Source organism: Sanguibacter inulinus, from assembly GCF_013415325.1.
GTDB classification, from domain to species: Bacteria; Actinomycetota; Actinomycetes; order Actinomycetales; family Cellulomonadaceae; genus Sanguibacter; species Sanguibacter inulinus.
Genome location: NZ_JACBYE010000027.1, coordinates 1 through 17,259, shown reverse-complemented (window position 1 = coordinate 17,259; position 17,259 = coordinate 1). Strand labels below are relative to the sequence as shown.

Here is a 17,259-nt window from a genome sequence, read left to right as displayed (position 1 = left end):
AGGTCGACCAGGACTCCACGACAGACGTGCTGGTGGCGGCGCCGGGACGCCGCAGGGACAGCACGAGCCACCGCGGAGACGGTGCCGGGACAGCGCCGAGACGGCGCTGTCCCGGCGCAGCTCAGCCTTGTCCGAGCAGCCTGTCGAGAATGGGCGCGAGCTCACCCATCGCCTCGTCCGAGAGCATGTCGGAGTGGCGCACGTCGACCGTGCTCGTCGTGACCTCCCCCGTCACGTGCGGCTCCCAGGCCTGCGGGGCCGGGCGGCCCGGCGGGACCTCGCGGGTGGCCTCGACGACGTGCAGGTCTCCGTCGAGGACTGGCACGGGGGTGGCGTCGAAGAGCTCACCCGTGCGGACGAACCTGCGCACCATCCGCTCGATGGACTCGACGGGGACGTCGGCGAGGGGGTTGCCTGCCTCAGCGAGAGCCGCGAGCACCTGGTCGACGTCGAGCTCGACGTCGTCGGGTGCAGCGATCCCGTTGGCGTCGAGGAACCCGCGCCACATGGCGTCACCCGCGGCGACCCCGGCCAGGGCCGACTCCTGGGTCGGGTAGGCGTCCAGGAGGACGAGCAGACCGACCTCGTCGCCCTGCGACCGCAGCCGCGCGGCGAGGTGCTGCGCGAGACGCCCACCGAAGGACCAGCCGACGAGGTGGTACGGCCCCTCGGGCTGGACCTCGCGGACGGCGTCGAGGTAGACGTCGAGCATCTCGTCGAGCGTGCCGGCGGCCTCGGGCTCGGGCTCGTCCGGGGCGAGGCCCGGCATCTGGAGGCCGACGACCGGGCGCCGGCTCTCGAGGTGCCCGAGCAGCGCCCCGTACTTCCAGCTCACCCCCGTGGCGGGGTGCACCACGAAGACCGGTGCACCTGTCCCCTCGGCGCGCAGCGGCAGGATCGTCCGCAGGCTGTCCGTGATGTCGACGTCACCCGTGCCCGACAGCGCCGCGAGAGCAGCGACAGTCGGGGCCTGGAACAGCGCCTGGACGGGCAGCGAGGTGCCCAGGGCGGAGTTCACGGCGGCGATGGTCGGCTGGGCGACGAAGGAGTGCCCGCCGAGCTCGAAGAACGAGTCGTCGGCCGTGACACCGGTGACGTCGAGCACGCTCTCGTAAGCCGCGGCGACGGCACGCTCCGCAGCGGTCTGGGGCGGTCGGCCGCCCGTGCCGGCGGTCTGGAGCTCGGGCAGCGCCCGGGCGTCGACCTTGCCGTTCGGGGTGAGCGGCACCTCGTCGAGGACCCGCACGGCCACGGGCACCATGTAGTCGGGCACCCGCGAGCGCAGCCCGGCGAGCAGGGAGTCCGTGACATCCGCCGCGTGAGCAGCCGCGTCGGCGAGCACCACCCAGGCACCGAGGCTCGTGCCACGTCCTGTCTCGACAGGGCGCACCACGGCCTGGGCGACAGCGTCAGCGGCGCGCAGCAGCGCCTCGACCTCTCCAGGCTCCACACGGTGACCGCGGATCTTCACCTGGCCGTCGCTGCGGCCCAGGGACACCACGCTCGGTCGCACGCCGGCGCCTCGGCCGTGCACGACGACGAGGTCACCGGTCCTGTACATCCGGCTGCCGTCGGCCGCGAAGGGGTCCGCGACAAAACGGTCCGCCGTCGCCCCGGAGCGTCCGGCGTAGCCGTGGGCCAGCTGGTCGCCTGCGAGCCACAGCTCCCCGACGCTGCCGGGCAGCGCGGGGCGCAGGCGCTCGTCGAGCACGTAACCGACGGTGTGCGGGGTGGTCGCACCGAGCTCAGGGGTCTGGGAGTCGCCCACCCGGGCGACGAGCGAGTCGACACCCACCTCGGTCGGGCCGTACAGGTTCCACGCCTCGACCGCGGGGCGCTCGCGCAGCCAGGCCCACAGCCCGGCGTCGAGGGCCTCGCCGCCGAGCAGCATCGTGAACGGCGCGTCGCTCGGACGGTCGTCGAGCAGCGTCGTGAGGCTGGTCTGCCCGGCGAGGGCCGACACATAGCTCGGGGTGGTCTCCCACGCACCGATGCCACGCTGGGCGAAGAGCGCGACGAGCGCCTGCGGGTCGCGGCGCACCTCGTCGGCGACGACGTGCACCTCGTGCCCGGCCACCAACCACAGGACAGGGTCCATCGCGGCGTCGAAGCCGACACCCGTGGTGTGCGCCAGTCGCACCCGGCCCGCGGCAGGGTCGGGCATGAGCGTCGCGCGGTGCGAGACGAGCAGGCTCGCGAGCGCGCCGTGCGGCACCTGGACGGCCTTGGGCTCCCCCGTCGTCCCCGACGTGAAGATCAGATAGGCGGGGTCGTCGGCGGTCACGGAGGGTCGGGTGGAGCGCAGACCATCCGCAAACCGCAGACCGTCCGGGGTCGCCTCGGCGGACGCTGTGGTCTCGACGGACGGAGCCGTCTCGGCGGACGAGGTCAGCCGGTCGGACGAGGTCAGCCCGTCGGACGTCGCGCGAGAGGCGCGCGCGGTCAGCAGGTCGCTGATCATCACCACACGCTCGGGCGCGATCCCGGCCGACTGCGCCGCCTCGTGCGTGAGCAGGGCGTCGCCGTCTGCGTCCTCCTCGCCCGGGGCGTGCACGACGAGGCGTGCGCTCGCGGTCGCCAGCATGCTCGCGACGCGCTCGGCAGGGAGCTCGTCGTCGACAGGGGCGACCACGGCGCCCGCCCGCCACACGGCGAGCAGGGCTGCGACGGTGTCGATCGAGCGCGGCAGACGCAGCGCGACGACCTCGCCCGGGCGCACGCCGTGGGCGGTGAGGCCCGCGGCGAGGGCCGAGACGCGGGCGTCGAGCCCGATGAAGTCGAGCGACGGCACACCCGCGGTCTCGGAGTCCGCGTCCGCGGTCTGCGCGTCAGCCGTCTCAGACAGCACCCTGTCCTCCGACCTGGCGGCACTCTCGGGCGACCCGTCGTCAGCGGGGAACACGTCGAAGGCGTGGTCCTGGGCCCCCGGGACCCGGCTCGCGCCGGTCTCGTGGCCTGTGCCGACGATCGCGGTCTGCTCGCCGAACCTGCGGACGGACTCGTCGAAGGTGTCGAGCACGAGCCTGGGCTCGCGGACCGAGGCCCAGGCGTCGAGGGGCGCGAGAGAACCCTGGGCGAGCGTCACGTCGAGCATCGGCGCGTCGGGGGCGTCGGCGACCTCGCGGAGGAAGTCTACCCACCTGTCGACGAGCCCACGGGCCGCGTGGACGCTGAACATCGCGGAGTTGTACTCGAGCACCCCGTCGACAGTCCCGTCCTGGTCGGTGCTCCCTGTCCCGGCAGGTCCCCGGCCACGGGGGCGCAGGGTGAAGGACAGGTCGACCTTGGCCGAGCCTGTCGTCCCCGGAGCGACAGGCTGGGCCTGGACACCGGGGAGGTCGAGGGTCAGCCCTGTCGGCTCCTCCACGGACAGCATGGTCTGGAAGATCGGGTGCCGTCCGAGACGACGCTCGGGGGCGACAGCCTCGACGATCCGCTCGAAGGGCACAGACTCGTGGTCGATCGCGGTCAGGGTCGCCGTGCGGGCACGGCTGATCGCGTCGGCGAGGGTCGGTGCACCGTCGCTGAGGTCGACCCGCAGCGGCAGGGTGTTGACGAAGAAACCGACGAGGTCGGCCACGTCAGGGTCGGTCCGGCCCGCCGAGGGCGATCCGACGACCACGTCGTCCCCCGCCCCCGTGCGCTGCAGATAGCCGGCAAGACCGGCGAGCCACCCGTGGAACCCGCTCGCCGACTGGCGGGCCGCGACAGCGCTCACCTTCTGGGCGACGTCTGCGGGGATCTCGAACTCGAGGAGCGCCGCAGGCTGCGCGGCGGTGTCGGGTCGGCGCCCGTCAGCGGGCAGCTCGAGCTCGGCCGGGGCGCCGGCGAGCGCCTCGAGCCACGCGTCGAGCAGCGGGTCCTGCGAGGAGGATCCGTCGGCGGCCGCGGCTGCCGCGTCCGCCTCGACGGCACGCTGGCGTCGTGCGACGTCGGCGTACTGCACCTCGAGGGGACGCTGCAGCTTGGCCGAACCGCTGCGACGCGCCGAGTACGAGGCCGCGAGGTCGCGGACCAGGGGCGCCAGGGAGGCGCCGTCGGTCGCGATGTGGTGGATCACCAGGTCGAGGCGCCACCTGTCGGCGCCGGTCTCGACGATCGCCGCGCGCAACGGCTGGTCGACGGTGAGGTCGAAGCCGGTGGTCGTGTCGACGGGCTCAGTGGTGGCGATCCCGGTCGGCGCGTCGAGGATGCGCTGGACCGGGCGCCCGTCGACCTCCGGGTACGTCGTGCGCAGCACCTCGTGGCGGGCCACGAGGTCGTCGACTGCACCGGCCAGGGCTGCGGTGTCGAGGTCGCCGGAGAGCGCGACCTGGAGGACGACCGAGTACTCGGCCGACGTCGGGTCGAGCCTGTTGAGGAACCACAGGCGGGCCTGACCGGAGGACAGCGGGATCTCCTCGCCGTCCTGGCGCGGGTGGTCGGCGACCCAGGAGCGAAGACCCTGCACGGGGCCGTCGACCGGGCTGGTGGACGGGGCACCCGTGGTGCTGCTCGTCCCACCTGCCGCGCCGGAGCCTGTCACGGAGGCAGCCGTCGCACCGCGTCCGATCGCCGCGAGCAGCGCCGCGGGTGTCGGGGCGTCGAAGACCGCGCGCAGCGGGAGGGTCGCGCCGAGCTCGTCGCGGACCCGTCCGGCGAGGGCTACGGCGAGCAGCGAGTGGCCGCCGAGGGCGAAGAAGTCGTCGTCGAGACCGACGTCGCGGACCCCGAGGACCTCCCCGACGATCGCGCAGAGAGCCCGCTCGTCGTCGGTCTGCGGAGCACGCGAGGGTCCACGGTCACCGGGCTCTGGGAGGGCCGAGACGTCGACCTTGCCGTTGGGTGTCAGCGGCACGGCGTCGATCACGGTGATCGAGGTCGGCACCATGTAGTCGGGCAGCTCGGAGGCCGCGAAGGTGCGGACCGCAGAGGTCGAGGCGGCGTCTTTCGAGGCGATGTTCTCGGAGACGGTGTTCTTCGGTGTGGAGTCCTTCGAGGCGCCGACGACGACCCAGGCGACGAGGCGGGCGGTGTCCGGCCCGCCAGGTGTCACCACACGGGCGACCGCTGTGCGTACAAAAGGAGCACGCTCGAGGGTGCGCTCGACGTCTTCGACCTCGATGCGGTACCCGCGCAGCTTGACCTGGTCGTCGTCGCGGCGGACGAACTCGAGCTCACCCGTCAGGCGTCGCCGGACGACGTCCCCCGTGCGGTACATCCGGGTGCCGTCGCCGCGCGGGTCGGCGACGAACCGCGCGGCGGTCTCGGCCGAGCGGCCACGGTAGCCGTGCGCCTCGGAGAGCCCCGACAGGTACAGCTCCCCCTCGACGCCCGGCGGGACAGCGCTGAGCGTCGCGTCGAGGACGCGGGCGGTGACGTTGGCGATCGGTCCACCGATGGTCACCCGGCCGGGCCGGACGGGGGCGAGCACGGAGTCCACGGTGAACTCGCTCGGGCCGTAGAGGTTCCAGCCGGCGACACCGGGGGCGTCGGCGAGCCGGTCCCAGAGCGTCCCGGGCACGGCCTCGCCGCCCACGGCGACCAGCAGCGGGACCTCGCGGTCGGCTGCGCCGTCGAGCAGACCGACAGTCACGAGCTGCTGGGCGTAGGACGGTGTCGTCTCGAGCACGTCGATGCCGAGCTCGGACACAGCCTGGACCACGGCCTCGGCGTCCGTGCGGGTCACGTCGTCGGCCATGTGCAGGGTGGTCCCGGCGACGAGCCACAGGATCGGGTCCCAGGCCGCGTCGAAGCCGAGACCCGACAGGTGGAGCATGCGCGGCAGGCGCGGCTCTGTCGTCTCGTCTCCGCCGCCGACCGCCGCGAGCTGCTCGCGGAGCGGCCCGACAAGGGTGTCCTCGTGCTGGACGAGCACGTTGGCCAGCGCCGAGTGCGGCACCTGGACACCCTTGGGTGTCCCCGTGGTCCCCGAGGTGTAGACGAGGTACGCGACGTCGTCGCTGCGGACCGGCCGCAGACGGAAGGGCTGGCCGGCAGGCACCGAGTCGAACAGCTGGGCCGGTGCGACGGTCACGAGCTCCTCGAGGAGGTCGGGCGGCAGCTGTCCGGCCGTGCCAGCACCCGGGGCGTCCGTCCCTGTGGCGAGCATGCTCGCGAGCGACTCGTCCGAGACGAGCACCGAGGCCTCGCTGTCGACGAGGATCTGGCTGATCCGCGCGGCCGGGTAGGAGACGTCGACCGGGACGGCGACGGCACCGGCACGCAGTGCGGCCAGGACCGTCACGACGGCGTCGGTACTCCGCGGCAGTGCCACGGCGACCCGGTCCCCGCGGACCACGCCGAGCGCGGCGAGGGCGTGGGCACCGCGGGTGATCCGCTCGTCGAGCGCCGAGAAGCTCAGCGATCCGTGGGAGTCGGCGAGGGCCACGGTGTCGCCGTGCTCGGCGACGGTCACGTCGAGGCGGTCGAGGACCGTCCCGCTGGTCGCCAGCTCGCGCCCGGTGCTCTGCGCCTCGAGGACCTCGGCGGTCTGCGGGTCGACCGAGGGCAGGTCCGAGATCCGGCTGTCCGTCGACGTGACGAAGGCCGTGAGCACGCGGTCCACGGCGTCGCGCAGGCGCTCGGCGGTCGAGGCGTCGAAGAGCGCGCGGTCGTAGCCGAGCGTGCCGACCAGCGGGCCGTCGTCACCCGACGGGGCCTGGAAGTCGACGAGCAGGTCGGTCTTGACCCCGGCGCTCGTCACCTGCCCGGGGACCGTCACGGTCAGACCCGCGAGGTCGATCTGGGCGGGCTCGTTGCTCTGGAGCGTGAGCAGCACCTGGAACAGCGGGTGCCTGTCGGCCACGCGCGGCGGACGCAGCGCGTCGACGAGGGAGTCGAAGGGCACGTCCTGGTGGGCGTAGGCCTCGGTGTTGCCCGCACGGACCCGCCCGAGGACCTCGGCGAGGGTGGGGTCCTGCGCCAAGGAGGTGCGCAGGACGACAGTGGTGACGAAGAACCCGACGAGCTCGTCGAGCTGGGGGTCGGTGCGCCCGGCCACGGGTGTGCCGAGGACCACGTCCTCCCCCGCGCCCTGCTGCTCGAGGGCGACCGCGAGCGCTGCGTGCAGGACGATGAACACGCTCGTGCGGTGCTCGGCGGCCAGCGCGCGGACGGCGGCGTGCCGTGCGGGGTCGAGCTCGAGGGCCAGCTCGCCGACCCCCTGCTGGGTGGGGTCGGTCGGGTCGGCAGCCCCGCGGGACCTGTCGCGCGGCAGCGAGATCTCGTCCGGGGCGCCGGCCAGGGCACGCTGCCAGTAGGTGAGCTGCTCGGCCAGGACGCTCGACTCGTCGGCGGGGTCGCCGAGGTGCTCGCGCTGCCAGAGCGTGAAGTCGGCGTAGGTGACGGGCAGCGCGGCCTGCTCGGGGGCGCGGCCCTCGACGCGGGCGGCGTAGGCGACCGAGAGGTCCCGGGCGAAGGGCGCGAGGGACCAGCCGTCAGAGGCGATGTGGTGCATCGTGGCGACGAGCACGTGGGAGTCGGGCGCTGTGCGCAGCAGGACAGCACGCAACGGGGTCTGCTCGGTCACGTCGAAGGGCCGCAGCGCCTCCTGCTCGACGACGGCGTCCACCTGGGAGGCGGGCACGTCGACCGAGGTGAACGGGACGGCCGCGGCGTCACCGTCGAGGACCACCTGGACGGGCTCGCCGTCGACGTAGGGGAACACCGTGCGCAGGGGCTCGTGCCGGGCGGCGACGTCACCGAAGGCGGCGCGCAGCGCAGCCACGTCGAGGGGACCCTCGAGGTGCAGCACGACGGGGATGTTGTACGCCGCCGAGCCGGGCTCGAGGCGGTTGAGGAACCACAGGCGGCGCTGGGCGAGCGAGACCGGGAGACGGTCCGGGCGCGCGGCGGGTGCCAGGCGCACGGGTCGCCCGGCACCTGCAGCACCCTCGTCGTCCGTGGCATCCTCGGCCAGCCCTGCGAGCTGGGCGACCGTGGGCTTCTCGAAGATGTCGCGGACCGTGACGGTCCGGTCGAGGGCCGTGGTCAGGGTCGCGGCGAGGCGCGTGGCGAGCAAGGAGTGCCCGCCGGCTGCGAAGAAGTCCTCCTCGATGCCGACAGAGTCGACGCCGAGGACCTCGGCGAAGGCCGTCGCGACGGTCCGCTGGACCGCTGTGCGCGGCTGCTGGGCCGAGTCGTCGGTGCTGCGCTCGGGGCTGGGCAGCGCCCTGCGGTCGAGCTTGCCGTTCGGGGTGAGCGGCAGGTCCGAGAGCGTCATGATCGCGCTCGGCACCATGTAGTCGGGCAGGTCCGCACGCAGCGCGGCCCGCACCTGGGAGCCGAGCCGGGTGTCGGGCTCGCCCTCACCGGTCACGTACCCGACGAGGCGGGCCGCCGGGCCCTCGCCCTGGACGATCGCGGCAGCGCCGACGACCCCGTCCTGGCGCCGCATGGCGGCCTCGATCTCGCTCAGCTCGACGCGGTAGCCGCGGATCTTCACCTGGTCGTCGATGCGCCCGAGGAACCGTAGCGAGCCGTCGTGGCGGCGGCGCACCACGTCACCCGTGCGGTACATGCGGGAGCCGTCGCTCGCGAAGGGGTCGGCGACGAAGCGCTCGGCGCTCAGGCCGGGCTGGCCCACGTAGCCGCGGGCGACGTTCACGCCCGCGAGGTACAGCTCGCCGACGGCGCGGTCGGGCACCGGGCTCAGGCTCGCGTCGAGCACGTAGTGGCGGCTGTTGCGCACCGACGAGCCGATGTGCGGCGCGCCCGCGGTGATGGTCGCGACGAGGCTGTCGACGGTCACCTCGGTCGGGCCGTAGAAGTTCACGGCGTGCACGTCGTCCAGGGCTCCGAGTGTGTCCCAGAGCGACGGGCCGACCTCTTCCCCGCCGAGGGCCACGACGGTCGGGTGCGGGTCGCGCTCGAACAGACCGGCGGCCAGCAGCGCCTCGGCGAAGGACGGGGTCGTCTCGATCGAGTCGATGCCCTCCTCGGAGAGGTAGTCGGCGAGGCGCTGCGGGTCGCGGCGCACCTCGTCGTCGACCATGTGGAGCTCGTGCCCGGCGAACAGCCAGAGCAACGGGTCCCAGGCCGCGTCGAAGGACAGCCCGGCGGTGTGCGCGACGCGCACGGGTCGGCCCAGACGCTCGGCGGCGGGGTCGAAGAGGTCGGTCCTGTGGTGCTGGAAGAGGTTGCGGAGCGCGACACGCTCGACACCCACACCCTTGGGTCGGCCTGTGCTGCCCGAGGTGAAGACGACGTAGGCGAGGTCGGAGCCCAAGAGCTGCGGGAGGCCCGACGCGTCGTCGCTGCACCGGCGCCACCCGGCGGCGGTGTCGGAGTCGACGGCGATCGAGGGCACGTCCCACGACCCCCCGGCGGCGCGGTCGCGCTCTGCCTGGCGGTGGCTGGTGAGCAGCAGCGCGGGCTCGGAGTCCTCGATCATCCCGGCGACGCGGTCGATCGGGTACTCGGGGTCGAGCGGCACGTACACGCCGCCGGCCTTGAGCACGGCGAGGACGAGCAGCGGCAGGTGCTTGCTGCGCTCGATGCGCACGGCGACGCACCGCCCGGGGACCACGCCCTGGGTGATGAGGTGGTGCGCCATCCGGGTCGACGCGGCGTCGAGCTCGGCGAAGGTGAAGGTGCCGTCGGTCGCCACGACAGCGGTGTCCTCGCCGCGGCGCGCGGCTGCGGCAGCGAAGGCCTCGAGGACGGTCTCGCTCTCGATGGGCAGCTCGGGGCCGGCGCCCTGCTCGAGGAGTCCGGCGACCTCGTCGTCGGCGACCACGCGCGCGTCGGTCACCGCGACGTCGGCGGGCTCGTCGATCACCTGGGCGACGAGGGCGAGCAGGCGCTCGGCGTGCCCGGTGAGGCTCTCGACGGTGTGCAGGTCGGCGTCACCCTCGAGCTGGAGGGTCGGGACGGCGGCGCTCGACTCGAGGCCGGAGACCACGAAGGAGAGGTCGTGCACGGGTCCTGTCGAGAGGATGCGGACCTCACCGGTCGCCGAGCCGAAGCGCAGCGCGTCGATCACGGGCAGCAGGTTGACCGAGGGACCCGCCTGCGACGGGGCGCTCGGGAGGTCTTCGGTGCGGAAGCGCTGGTGCTTGACCACACCGCGCAGCACGTCGCCGGCGTGCGCGACGGTCTGTGCGACCGTCGCCGTCGGGGACACCTCGACGCGGACGGGCAAGATGCTCGAGAGCATCGAGGGGGTCGACTTCGCGACCTTGCCGCGTCGCGCGGTCACCGGGAGACCGAGGGAGACGGTCTCCTGCCCGGTGATCTTCGCGAGGTAGAGAGCGATGAGCCCGACCATCGTCTTGGGCAGGTCCCGGCCGAGGGCTGCGAGCGGCGCGGCCTGCTCGTCGGTCAGCGGCACGGCGACCCGGACCACGCGGGTCGCGGCACGGCCCGTGGTCCCCTCGAGGCCGTCGACCGTGGTCTCCTCCTCGAAGGTCTCGCGCCAGAACGCCTCGTCGGCGGTGTGGTCCTCGGACGAGCGGTACTCCTCGAGGGCGTCGAGGAGCTCGTGGTGGCTCGGGAAGGGTGACGGGGTCTTCGCGGCCGTGCGCGCCACGCGTCCCGCGAGAGGTCGCAGCAGCAGCCCTGTCGGGGCGCGCTTGTCGAGCTCTGTGTACACACGGGCCAGGTAGTGCAGGGCGATCACGGCGGAATAGCCGTCGAGCATGATGTGGTGGACGCGCTGGAAGAACAGCGACCTGTCCCCCGCGAGCCTGAAGAGGATCGCGCCGAAGAGCTCGTCGCCCTCGATGTCGCGCGGGGTGGTCATCTCGGCGTCCATGCGGGTGCGCGCGGTGTCGAAGGCTGCGTCGACGTCCTCGCTGCGCAGGTCGACGACCTCGAGCAGGTCGTCGGTCGGCTCGGGTCGGCGGCGGACCGCGTGGGGACCGTCGTCGTCGGCGCGGAAGCGCATGCTGATCGAGTCGATGTCCCGCACGATCTTGGTGAGCGCGATGCTCAGCAGCCGCGGGTCGACGTCGCCCTGCACGTCAAGGTACTGGCCGATCTGGTAGGTCGCGTTCTCGGGGTCGAGCTGCTGGGCGTACCAGATGCCGCGCTGCGCTGGGGTCAGCCGGAGGCGCAGGTCGGCCGGCGTCTCGGTGGTCTCGGGGTCCTGGGCCTGGTGGTGCTGCTCGTTCTTCGTCACGCGTCGCTCTCCTCACAGACGAGGCCCCGCCCTGGGGCGAGGCCTCGTGTCGCTGCGTCGGTCGTCCCGACGTACCTCGGGGTTCCGCAGGGCTTACTGGAACTGCCCGATCTGCAGGAAGTTGAGGATGCCGCCGATGTCGATCAGCGGTCCCTGGATGAGCGGGCCTTCGATCAGTGCGGTCCAGATGTCCATGAGGTGCTCCTTCGGTGCGGTCTCGTGGACGCCCCGGGAGGAGCGTCACGAGGGGTTCGGAGCCTGGAGCAGGGTGGATGGGTCTGGGCTGGATCTCGGGGTGCGAGGGCGGCGGACACCGCACCGAGACTCGTGCGGAGTGCGGGGTCCTGGGGGCGATGTGCGGGGTGCGAGGCGCAGGGGGCGACGTACGAGGTGCAGGGAGCTGCGGTGTCCCTCCGGTCAGGCGGTCGACGTTTCCGGTCGACGGTGCGTGCGGTGCGCGGAGTGCTCGTCGAGGAACGACTCGAGGGCCTCGAGCCCGATGCCCGTGCAGCCGTAGGCGTCGAACCTGCCGAGCGACGGGATCTTCGTGACGGTCTCGATGTCCTCGATCCGCGAGCAGTAGAGGATCAGCAGCTCCTCGAGGTGCTCGAGCCCCTCGAGGGCGGCGATCGAGGTGAGGACCGGCAGGCTCTGCAGCCGGAGCCGGCGCAAGCCAGGCAGCAGCTCGATGCCCCGCAGGTCGGTGATCTTGCGGCCGCCCAGCAGACCGAGGTCGACGAGCGGCAGGTGCGCGATCTTCTCGAAGATCTCCGGGGCCGGGTGCGGCACGGTCCGCAGCTGCAGCGCGGCGAGCCTCGGCAGGGCGAGCAGGGCCTCGAAGGACGTCTTGGTCGGCGCGAGGTGGGCGTGCTCGAGGTTCGGGAAGGTCTGAGCCGTGAAGGTCGTCGGGCCGTCGGTCTGCAGCCTGCGCACCGAGGGCAGCACCATCCCGCGTGGCCACCGCGTCGGGGCACCGCCGGTCCAGACCTCGAGCGTCGTCACGGTGTCCGGGATCGCACCGTCGGTCATGGTCGAGACGATCGTGGGGGCGACGCCCGCACCCAGCGAGAGCTCGGTGAGGTTCGGGAACCTGTCGAGGTGTCGGGGCACCTCGGTGACGTATGCCCCGATGTCTCCTCGTACGCGCAAGGACCTGACGGCCGCGTCGCGCTCCTCGTCGGGCGGGGCGTCCAGCGCGATGAAGGCCTCGATCGCCTGGCCCAGCGGCGTGGCTTCCGAGGCGGCCATCACCCACTCCTCGGGGAGCGGGGAGGTCTCGTCCCTCGTCCCGTCAGCAGCCAGCCAACCGCGCTGGCCGGAGGTGGCGTGAGCGTCCTGGGGTGTCATGCGGTCACCCTAGCGAGGGGCGGGGACACGCGACGAGGGGTCGTCCGAGGTCTGGACCTGGGTGGACGTCTCGGTGCCGCGCGTCGCCGGTGCCTCGCCGGTCGACCGGGCGGCATCCGTCGACCGGGCCGCGTCGGCTGATCGGGCGTCGCCCGTCGACCGGGCCTCGTCTGCTCCCGACGGCACGACCTCGACGCCCTGCATGCGCTGCACCTCGGCGTTGAGCACACCACCGGCGAGGATGACGATGCTGCTCACCCACAACCACAGCACGGCGGCGAGGATCGCGCCGATGGTCTGCGCGGCGATCGCCACGGTCTGGGTCGCGGCGTCCTCGCCCGGGACGCTCGAGCCCGCGGCACCGAGGTAGACCTGGAAGCCCAGGGCGACGACCAGCAGACCCACGGTGCCGAGCACCGCGCCTGGCAGGCAGCGCCGCCAGGTGGTCGCCACGTTGGGACCGTACCTGTAGAGCAGCGTGAGGAACCCCCCGGCGAGGACCACCACGGCGGGCCAGCGGACCAGCTCCCACACCGACGTGAACACCGCGCCCAGCCCGAAGAGGTCCGCGATCTCCTCCCCGCCGCCGAGCAGCGGCCCGACCACGAGCATGCTCAGCAGCACCACGAGGGTCAGCACAGCGCCGAGGGCCAGGGCCAGCCCGAGCAGCACCTGCTGGAAGAAGCTCCGGCGCTCCTCGACCGTGTACGCGTCGTCGAGAGACCTGATGGCCGCGCGGAACATGCGGCTCGCCAGCCACAGCGCGACGACTGTGCCGCCGATCGCGATGCCCGCACGCTCCTGCCCGAGCAGACCCTCGACGAGCGGGGCGAGCACCTCAGCACCGATCTGGTGGTCGAAGACCCGCACCACCTGGTCGACGACCGAGGACTGGATCTGCTCGACCCGCTCGGCACCGACAAATCTCTCGAGCGAGCCGAGCGCAGCCCCGAAGGCTGTGACGAGCGGCAAGATCGAGATGAGCGCGTAGTACGTCATCTCTGCTGCGAGGCCTGTGACGCGGACGTCGGCGATCCGCCGGGCGCACCGCACCACGAGCAACGGGACGTTGTAGCGACCCACGGAGACGGGATGACGCTCGGCGAAGTCTTCGACACGCTGGAAGACGGGCCGCCGCTCGCTCGGACCCCGGCGACGTCGCCTCTCCCGCCCCGCAGCGACGGCCCGCGCCGCGACGTGCGTGACCCACAGCCCAGCAGCAGGGCCGACCACGACCGCGGCGACAGCGCCCGCGGCATTGTCCACGAACCCGTTGACGACAAGACCGACGACGACGGTCACGGCCAGGCAGGAGATGGTCGTGGTGGCCGTGCTGAGCAGCAGGCGCGCGGGGAACCACAGGCGGGTCGCGACAGCGCAGGCGAAGCCCGCAGCGACGAGCGCGAGCAGGGTCATCGGACGGGCACCATGACGTCAACCTTGTCACGACCAGGGGTCGCTCCGCGCGACGGGCAGCGGCGCCGCAGGTCGAGATGCTCTTCCGCGTCGACGACGCCCCAGGCCTCGAAGCCTTTCGTCCCGGGTTGTTCCCGGATTCGCTGGCTAGCGTGACCTGGATGACATCGTCGGCGCGCCGTCACCAGTCCTTCGCCTGGTGGCGAGGGCTGTCAGGTGCGCTGGCCACCGGGCAGGGCCTCGCCCTCGCCCACCCTTTCAGCGCCGTGCGACCAGGCCGGGCGCTGCCCGGCTCCGTCCCCGCGCTCCCAGACGACTCAGCGACGGAGCAGCCCGACCCATGAACACGACGATGAACACGACGATCGCCGCAGCCTCCGGGCTCGTGCTGGTCGCAGTCCTCTCCGCGTGCAGCCCTGCGGGCGACGACGCCTCCCAGGGGCAGCCTCCCGCGACCGGCGACCTGCCCGTCGTCGACGTGTACGACATCACCGAGACCCCCTCGGTGAGCGACATGGCGCTGGACATCACGCAGACCACCATGAACCTCGGCGGCGGGGCGCTGGACCGGTACCTGTACACGGTCGCCGGGGACGATGCCGTCTACGGGGCGGGTCGTCCGATCGTGGTCGACGCCGGGGACACCGTACGACTGACCGCGAGCAACGCCACAGATACCCCGACCAACATCCACTGGCACGGCATGGACGTGCCCAACGACCAGGACGGTCCGGGGATCCGCATCGAGCCCGGGGCGTCCCACGACTACGAGTTCACCGCCACGAGCCCGGGCACGTACTGGTACCACTCCCACGAACGGCCCGTGCGTGACCAGGTCGACGAGGGGATGTACGCACCCATCATCGTCCGAGACCCGGTCGACGCCTCCTACGACCTGGACCAGGTCCTCGTGCTGGACGACTGGATGGTGGACGGCACCACGGGCCGCACGGAGGCCGTCGGCGAGGTCGACACCGTCAACGGGCGCACCGGCGACGACATCGACCCGATCGAGATCACCGGCGGGGAGATCGCCAAGCTCCGGCTCATCAACGCCTCGACCGCCAGGACGCAGCAGATGAGCTTCCCGGTCGACGTGCGCGTCACCCACACCGACGGCGCGCCCCTGGTCGAGCCGTACACCACCCGAGAGCTGGCCATCGCGCCTGGGGGGCGCTACGACGTCGAGCTCGCCCCGACCGGCGGCACGGACGAGACCGTCACGATCACCAACGAACGTGACGAGGGGATGGTCATCCCGGTGAGGTACACGGCCGCCGACGCGACGGCCGCCGCGTCACCCTTCGTGGCACCCGAGGGCACGCCGCTCGACCCCGAGCTCCTCACCCGGACCCCGGACGTGGAGATGACGCTGTCGAGCACGATGGGCAGCTCCGGGGTCGCGTGGACCATCAACGGCGAGACCTTCCCCGACGCCGAGACCTTCGACCTCGAGCTCGGCACGACCTACGTGATGCGGTTCCGCAACAGCGACGTCTACCAGCTCGACCACCCCATGCACATCCACGGGACACATTTCCGCCTCTTGACCGAGAGCGGTTCCCCTGTGGCTGAGGAGATCTGGAAGGACACGGTGTCCATCCTTGCTGGGACGTATGTCGACGTGGCGATCACCTTCGACGAGCCCGGTACCTGGATGGCCCACTGCCACATCCTCGACCACGAGGACGGCGGCATGATGACCACCATCGACGTGGCCTAGTCTCGGCGGCCCACCCTCGGTGCCGCCCGACAGGGTGGGCTGGCGCTGGACCAGCGGGCCGCTGAGGTCGCCCTCGCCCCTGGGACCGCAGACTTCGCCCGCTCCCTGAGCGACTGCTGGTCCACGGGCGAGGCGGGCAGGCCTAGGCTCCGGAGATGACGACGATCCGGGTCGGAGGCACCCACACCAGCCTCGAGAAGGCCGAGCAGCACGTCCGCGAGTACGTGACCAACACAGGACGCAGATGGGCCTACCCCGCGTACGACGGGTATCCGGGGCACGACGGCCCCGAGCTCGGCGAAGCGGACCTGCTCGCACCGGCTCTGCTCAATGCCCAGCAGAACCCGATCGGCAGCTACTACGGCTTCGAGTCGATCCTCGACGTGCTCAACGAGCGCCTCGCGGAGATCCCGACCGACGTGACGCTCGACATCGCCACGGACGCGACCCTCGAGAAGATCGCGCAGCTCTACGGGGTCCTCGACACGAACAAGCCGAAGTACATCAGCCTCACCAAGCTGTCCAAGGCACTGCACCGCAAGCGACCCGGTCTACTCCCCCTCTACGACCGGAACATCCGCCACTGCTACGTCTACGCGCACGGTGCCCCCGTCCCGGACACCAAGAACCGGAGCTGGACCGACCTCACCCGACTGTGGGTCGCGGCGGTCCAGGAGGACCTGACGACCCAGCTCGACCAGTGGACCGCGTTGGCAGGCCTGGCCACCGGTCCGACGATCACGCCGCTGCGGGCGCTCGACATCGTCGGCTGGTACCTCGGAGACCAGCGCGGATCTGGCGAGTGGACGTCGGAGGACCCCGAACCCTCGGACGTCTAGGCAGATCTCCTGCCGGACGGACCGTGCGAGACGTCAGTCCGGTCGAGCTCGCCGGTCAGCAGGCCCGACCAGGCTGTCGCCTGCAGTTCACCTTGGGCCGTTAGTGTCTCGCGCATGACCCCGGAGACGCGGTTCTGGTCAGCTCGCGCGCGGTGGGCCGTCGCGACGGCCTTCGTCGCGTGCTGGGTGCTCGGGCTGGTCGTCGCCGGCCCGGACCTCGGGACAGAGGCCAGCCCGAGTGGCGTAGGTCAGGCGTTCTCTGGCCACCACCGGGCTGTCGCGTCCTCAGTTCTCGTGCACGGAGCGGCAGGCATCCTGCTCGTCCTCCTCGGGCTCGCGCTGGGCTCGGGCCGGACGCGGCGCACGACCGTGGCCCTCGCCTCGATCGCCGCCGTGCTCTCGATCGACCAGCTGGCCGGCGAGGTCGGTCTCGCCCTGGACCCGCACCGCGCCGGCGGCGTCGCGCTGTGGGAGATGCTCAGCCGCGTCGACGGAGCGAAGATGCTCGTCCTGGCCGCTCTGGTGGCATCGGTCTGGTGGGGGGCGGTGCACCGAGGCCACACGCTCACTGTCGTCAGCTGCCTCGCAGTGGTCAGCCTGGTCCTGTCCGGGGTCGGCTGCCTGACCTTGTCCGCCGGGCTCACGGCTGCTGCCGCCGCCTCGCTCCCGCTGCTGCTCGTCTGGAGCCTGACGGCGACCGCCGCGTCGACAGGCGAGCAGACGACAGACAGAGAACCGCTGCTCCAGGCCGACGGCTACGCCCGGCGATGAGGTGACGTGTCGTGACCCGACCTGATCTGACCTGACCTGACCGGACCCGACCCGACCCGACC

General features: G+C 72.3%; 7 protein-coding genes. 4 read left to right on the top strand and 3 right to left on the bottom strand.

What is annotated here, in order from left to right:
- Positions 1 to 121: 121 nt before the first annotated feature.
- The 3 genes from HZZ10_RS11550 to HZZ10_RS11540 all read right to left on the bottom strand — a co-directional run bounded on the left by HZZ10_RS11550 (position 122) and on the right by HZZ10_RS11540 (position 13,864).
- Complete coding sequence (locus HZZ10_RS11550; protein WP_308507561.1) at positions 122 to 11,101, bottom strand: non-ribosomal peptide synthetase; 10,980 nt, start codon at positions 11,099 to 11,101, stop codon at positions 122 to 124.
- Between the two features lie 417 nt (positions 11,102 to 11,518).
- Complete coding sequence (locus HZZ10_RS11545) at positions 11,519 to 12,448, bottom strand: hypothetical protein (protein ID WP_179913618.1); 930 nt, start codon at positions 12,446 to 12,448, stop codon at positions 11,519 to 11,521.
- Positions 12,449 to 12,457: 9 nt separating this feature from the next.
- Positions 12,458 to 13,864, bottom strand: a complete 1,407-nt coding sequence (locus HZZ10_RS11540) for a YihY/virulence factor BrkB family protein (protein ID WP_179913617.1) — start codon at positions 13,862 to 13,864, stop codon at positions 12,458 to 12,460.
- Between the two features lie 161 nt (positions 13,865 to 14,025).
- Between HZZ10_RS11540 and HZZ10_RS11535 the strand changes: the two genes are divergently transcribed.
- The 4 genes from HZZ10_RS11535 (at position 14,026) to HZZ10_RS11520 (ending at position 17,197) form a co-directional block, all read left to right on the top strand.
- Positions 14,026 to 14,208 (top strand): hypothetical protein, encoded by a 183-nt coding sequence (locus HZZ10_RS11535; RefSeq protein ID WP_179913616.1) that lies wholly within the window; start codon positions 14,026 to 14,028, stop codon positions 14,206 to 14,208.
- Positions 14,205 to 15,587, top strand: a complete 1,383-nt coding sequence (locus HZZ10_RS11530) for a multicopper oxidase family protein (RefSeq protein WP_179913615.1) — start codon at positions 14,205 to 14,207, stop codon at positions 15,585 to 15,587. The genes HZZ10_RS11535 and HZZ10_RS11530 overlap by 4 nt, the downstream gene beginning before the upstream one ends.
- Positions 15,588 to 15,742: 155 nt before the next feature.
- Positions 15,743 to 16,426 (top strand): DUF6308 family protein, encoded by a 684-nt coding sequence (locus tag HZZ10_RS11525; RefSeq protein ID WP_179913614.1) that lies wholly within the window; start codon positions 15,743 to 15,745, stop codon positions 16,424 to 16,426.
- 114 nt (positions 16,427 to 16,540) lie between these two features.
- The gene (locus HZZ10_RS11520; protein WP_179913613.1) at positions 16,541 to 17,197 is read left to right on the top strand and encodes a hypothetical protein; all 657 of its coding nucleotides are present in this window, start codon (positions 16,541 to 16,543) and stop codon (positions 17,195 to 17,197) included.
- Positions 17,198 to 17,259: the final 62 nt, after the last annotated feature.

Excerpts from the sequence above, each read along its gene's own strand:
- HZZ10_RS11545 (WP_179913618.1), bottom strand. The coding sequence starts at position 12,448 with ATGACACCCCAGGACGCTCACGCCACCTCCGGCCAGCGCGGTTGGCTG.
- HZZ10_RS11540 (WP_179913617.1), bottom strand. The coding sequence starts at position 13,864 with ATGACCCTGCTCGCGCTCGTCGCTGCGGGCTTCGCCTGCGCTGTCGCG.
- HZZ10_RS11535 (WP_179913616.1), top strand. The coding sequence starts at position 14,026 with ATGACATCGTCGGCGCGCCGTCACCAGTCCTTCGCCTGGTGGCGAGGG.
- HZZ10_RS11530 (WP_179913615.1), top strand. The coding sequence starts at position 14,205 with ATGAACACGACGATGAACACGACGATCGCCGCAGCCTCCGGGCTCGTG.
- HZZ10_RS11525 (WP_179913614.1), top strand. The coding sequence starts at position 15,743 with ATGACGACGATCCGGGTCGGAGGCACCCACACCAGCCTCGAGAAGGCC.
- HZZ10_RS11520 (WP_179913613.1), top strand. The coding sequence starts at position 16,541 with ATGACCCCGGAGACGCGGTTCTGGTCAGCTCGCGCGCGGTGGGCCGTC.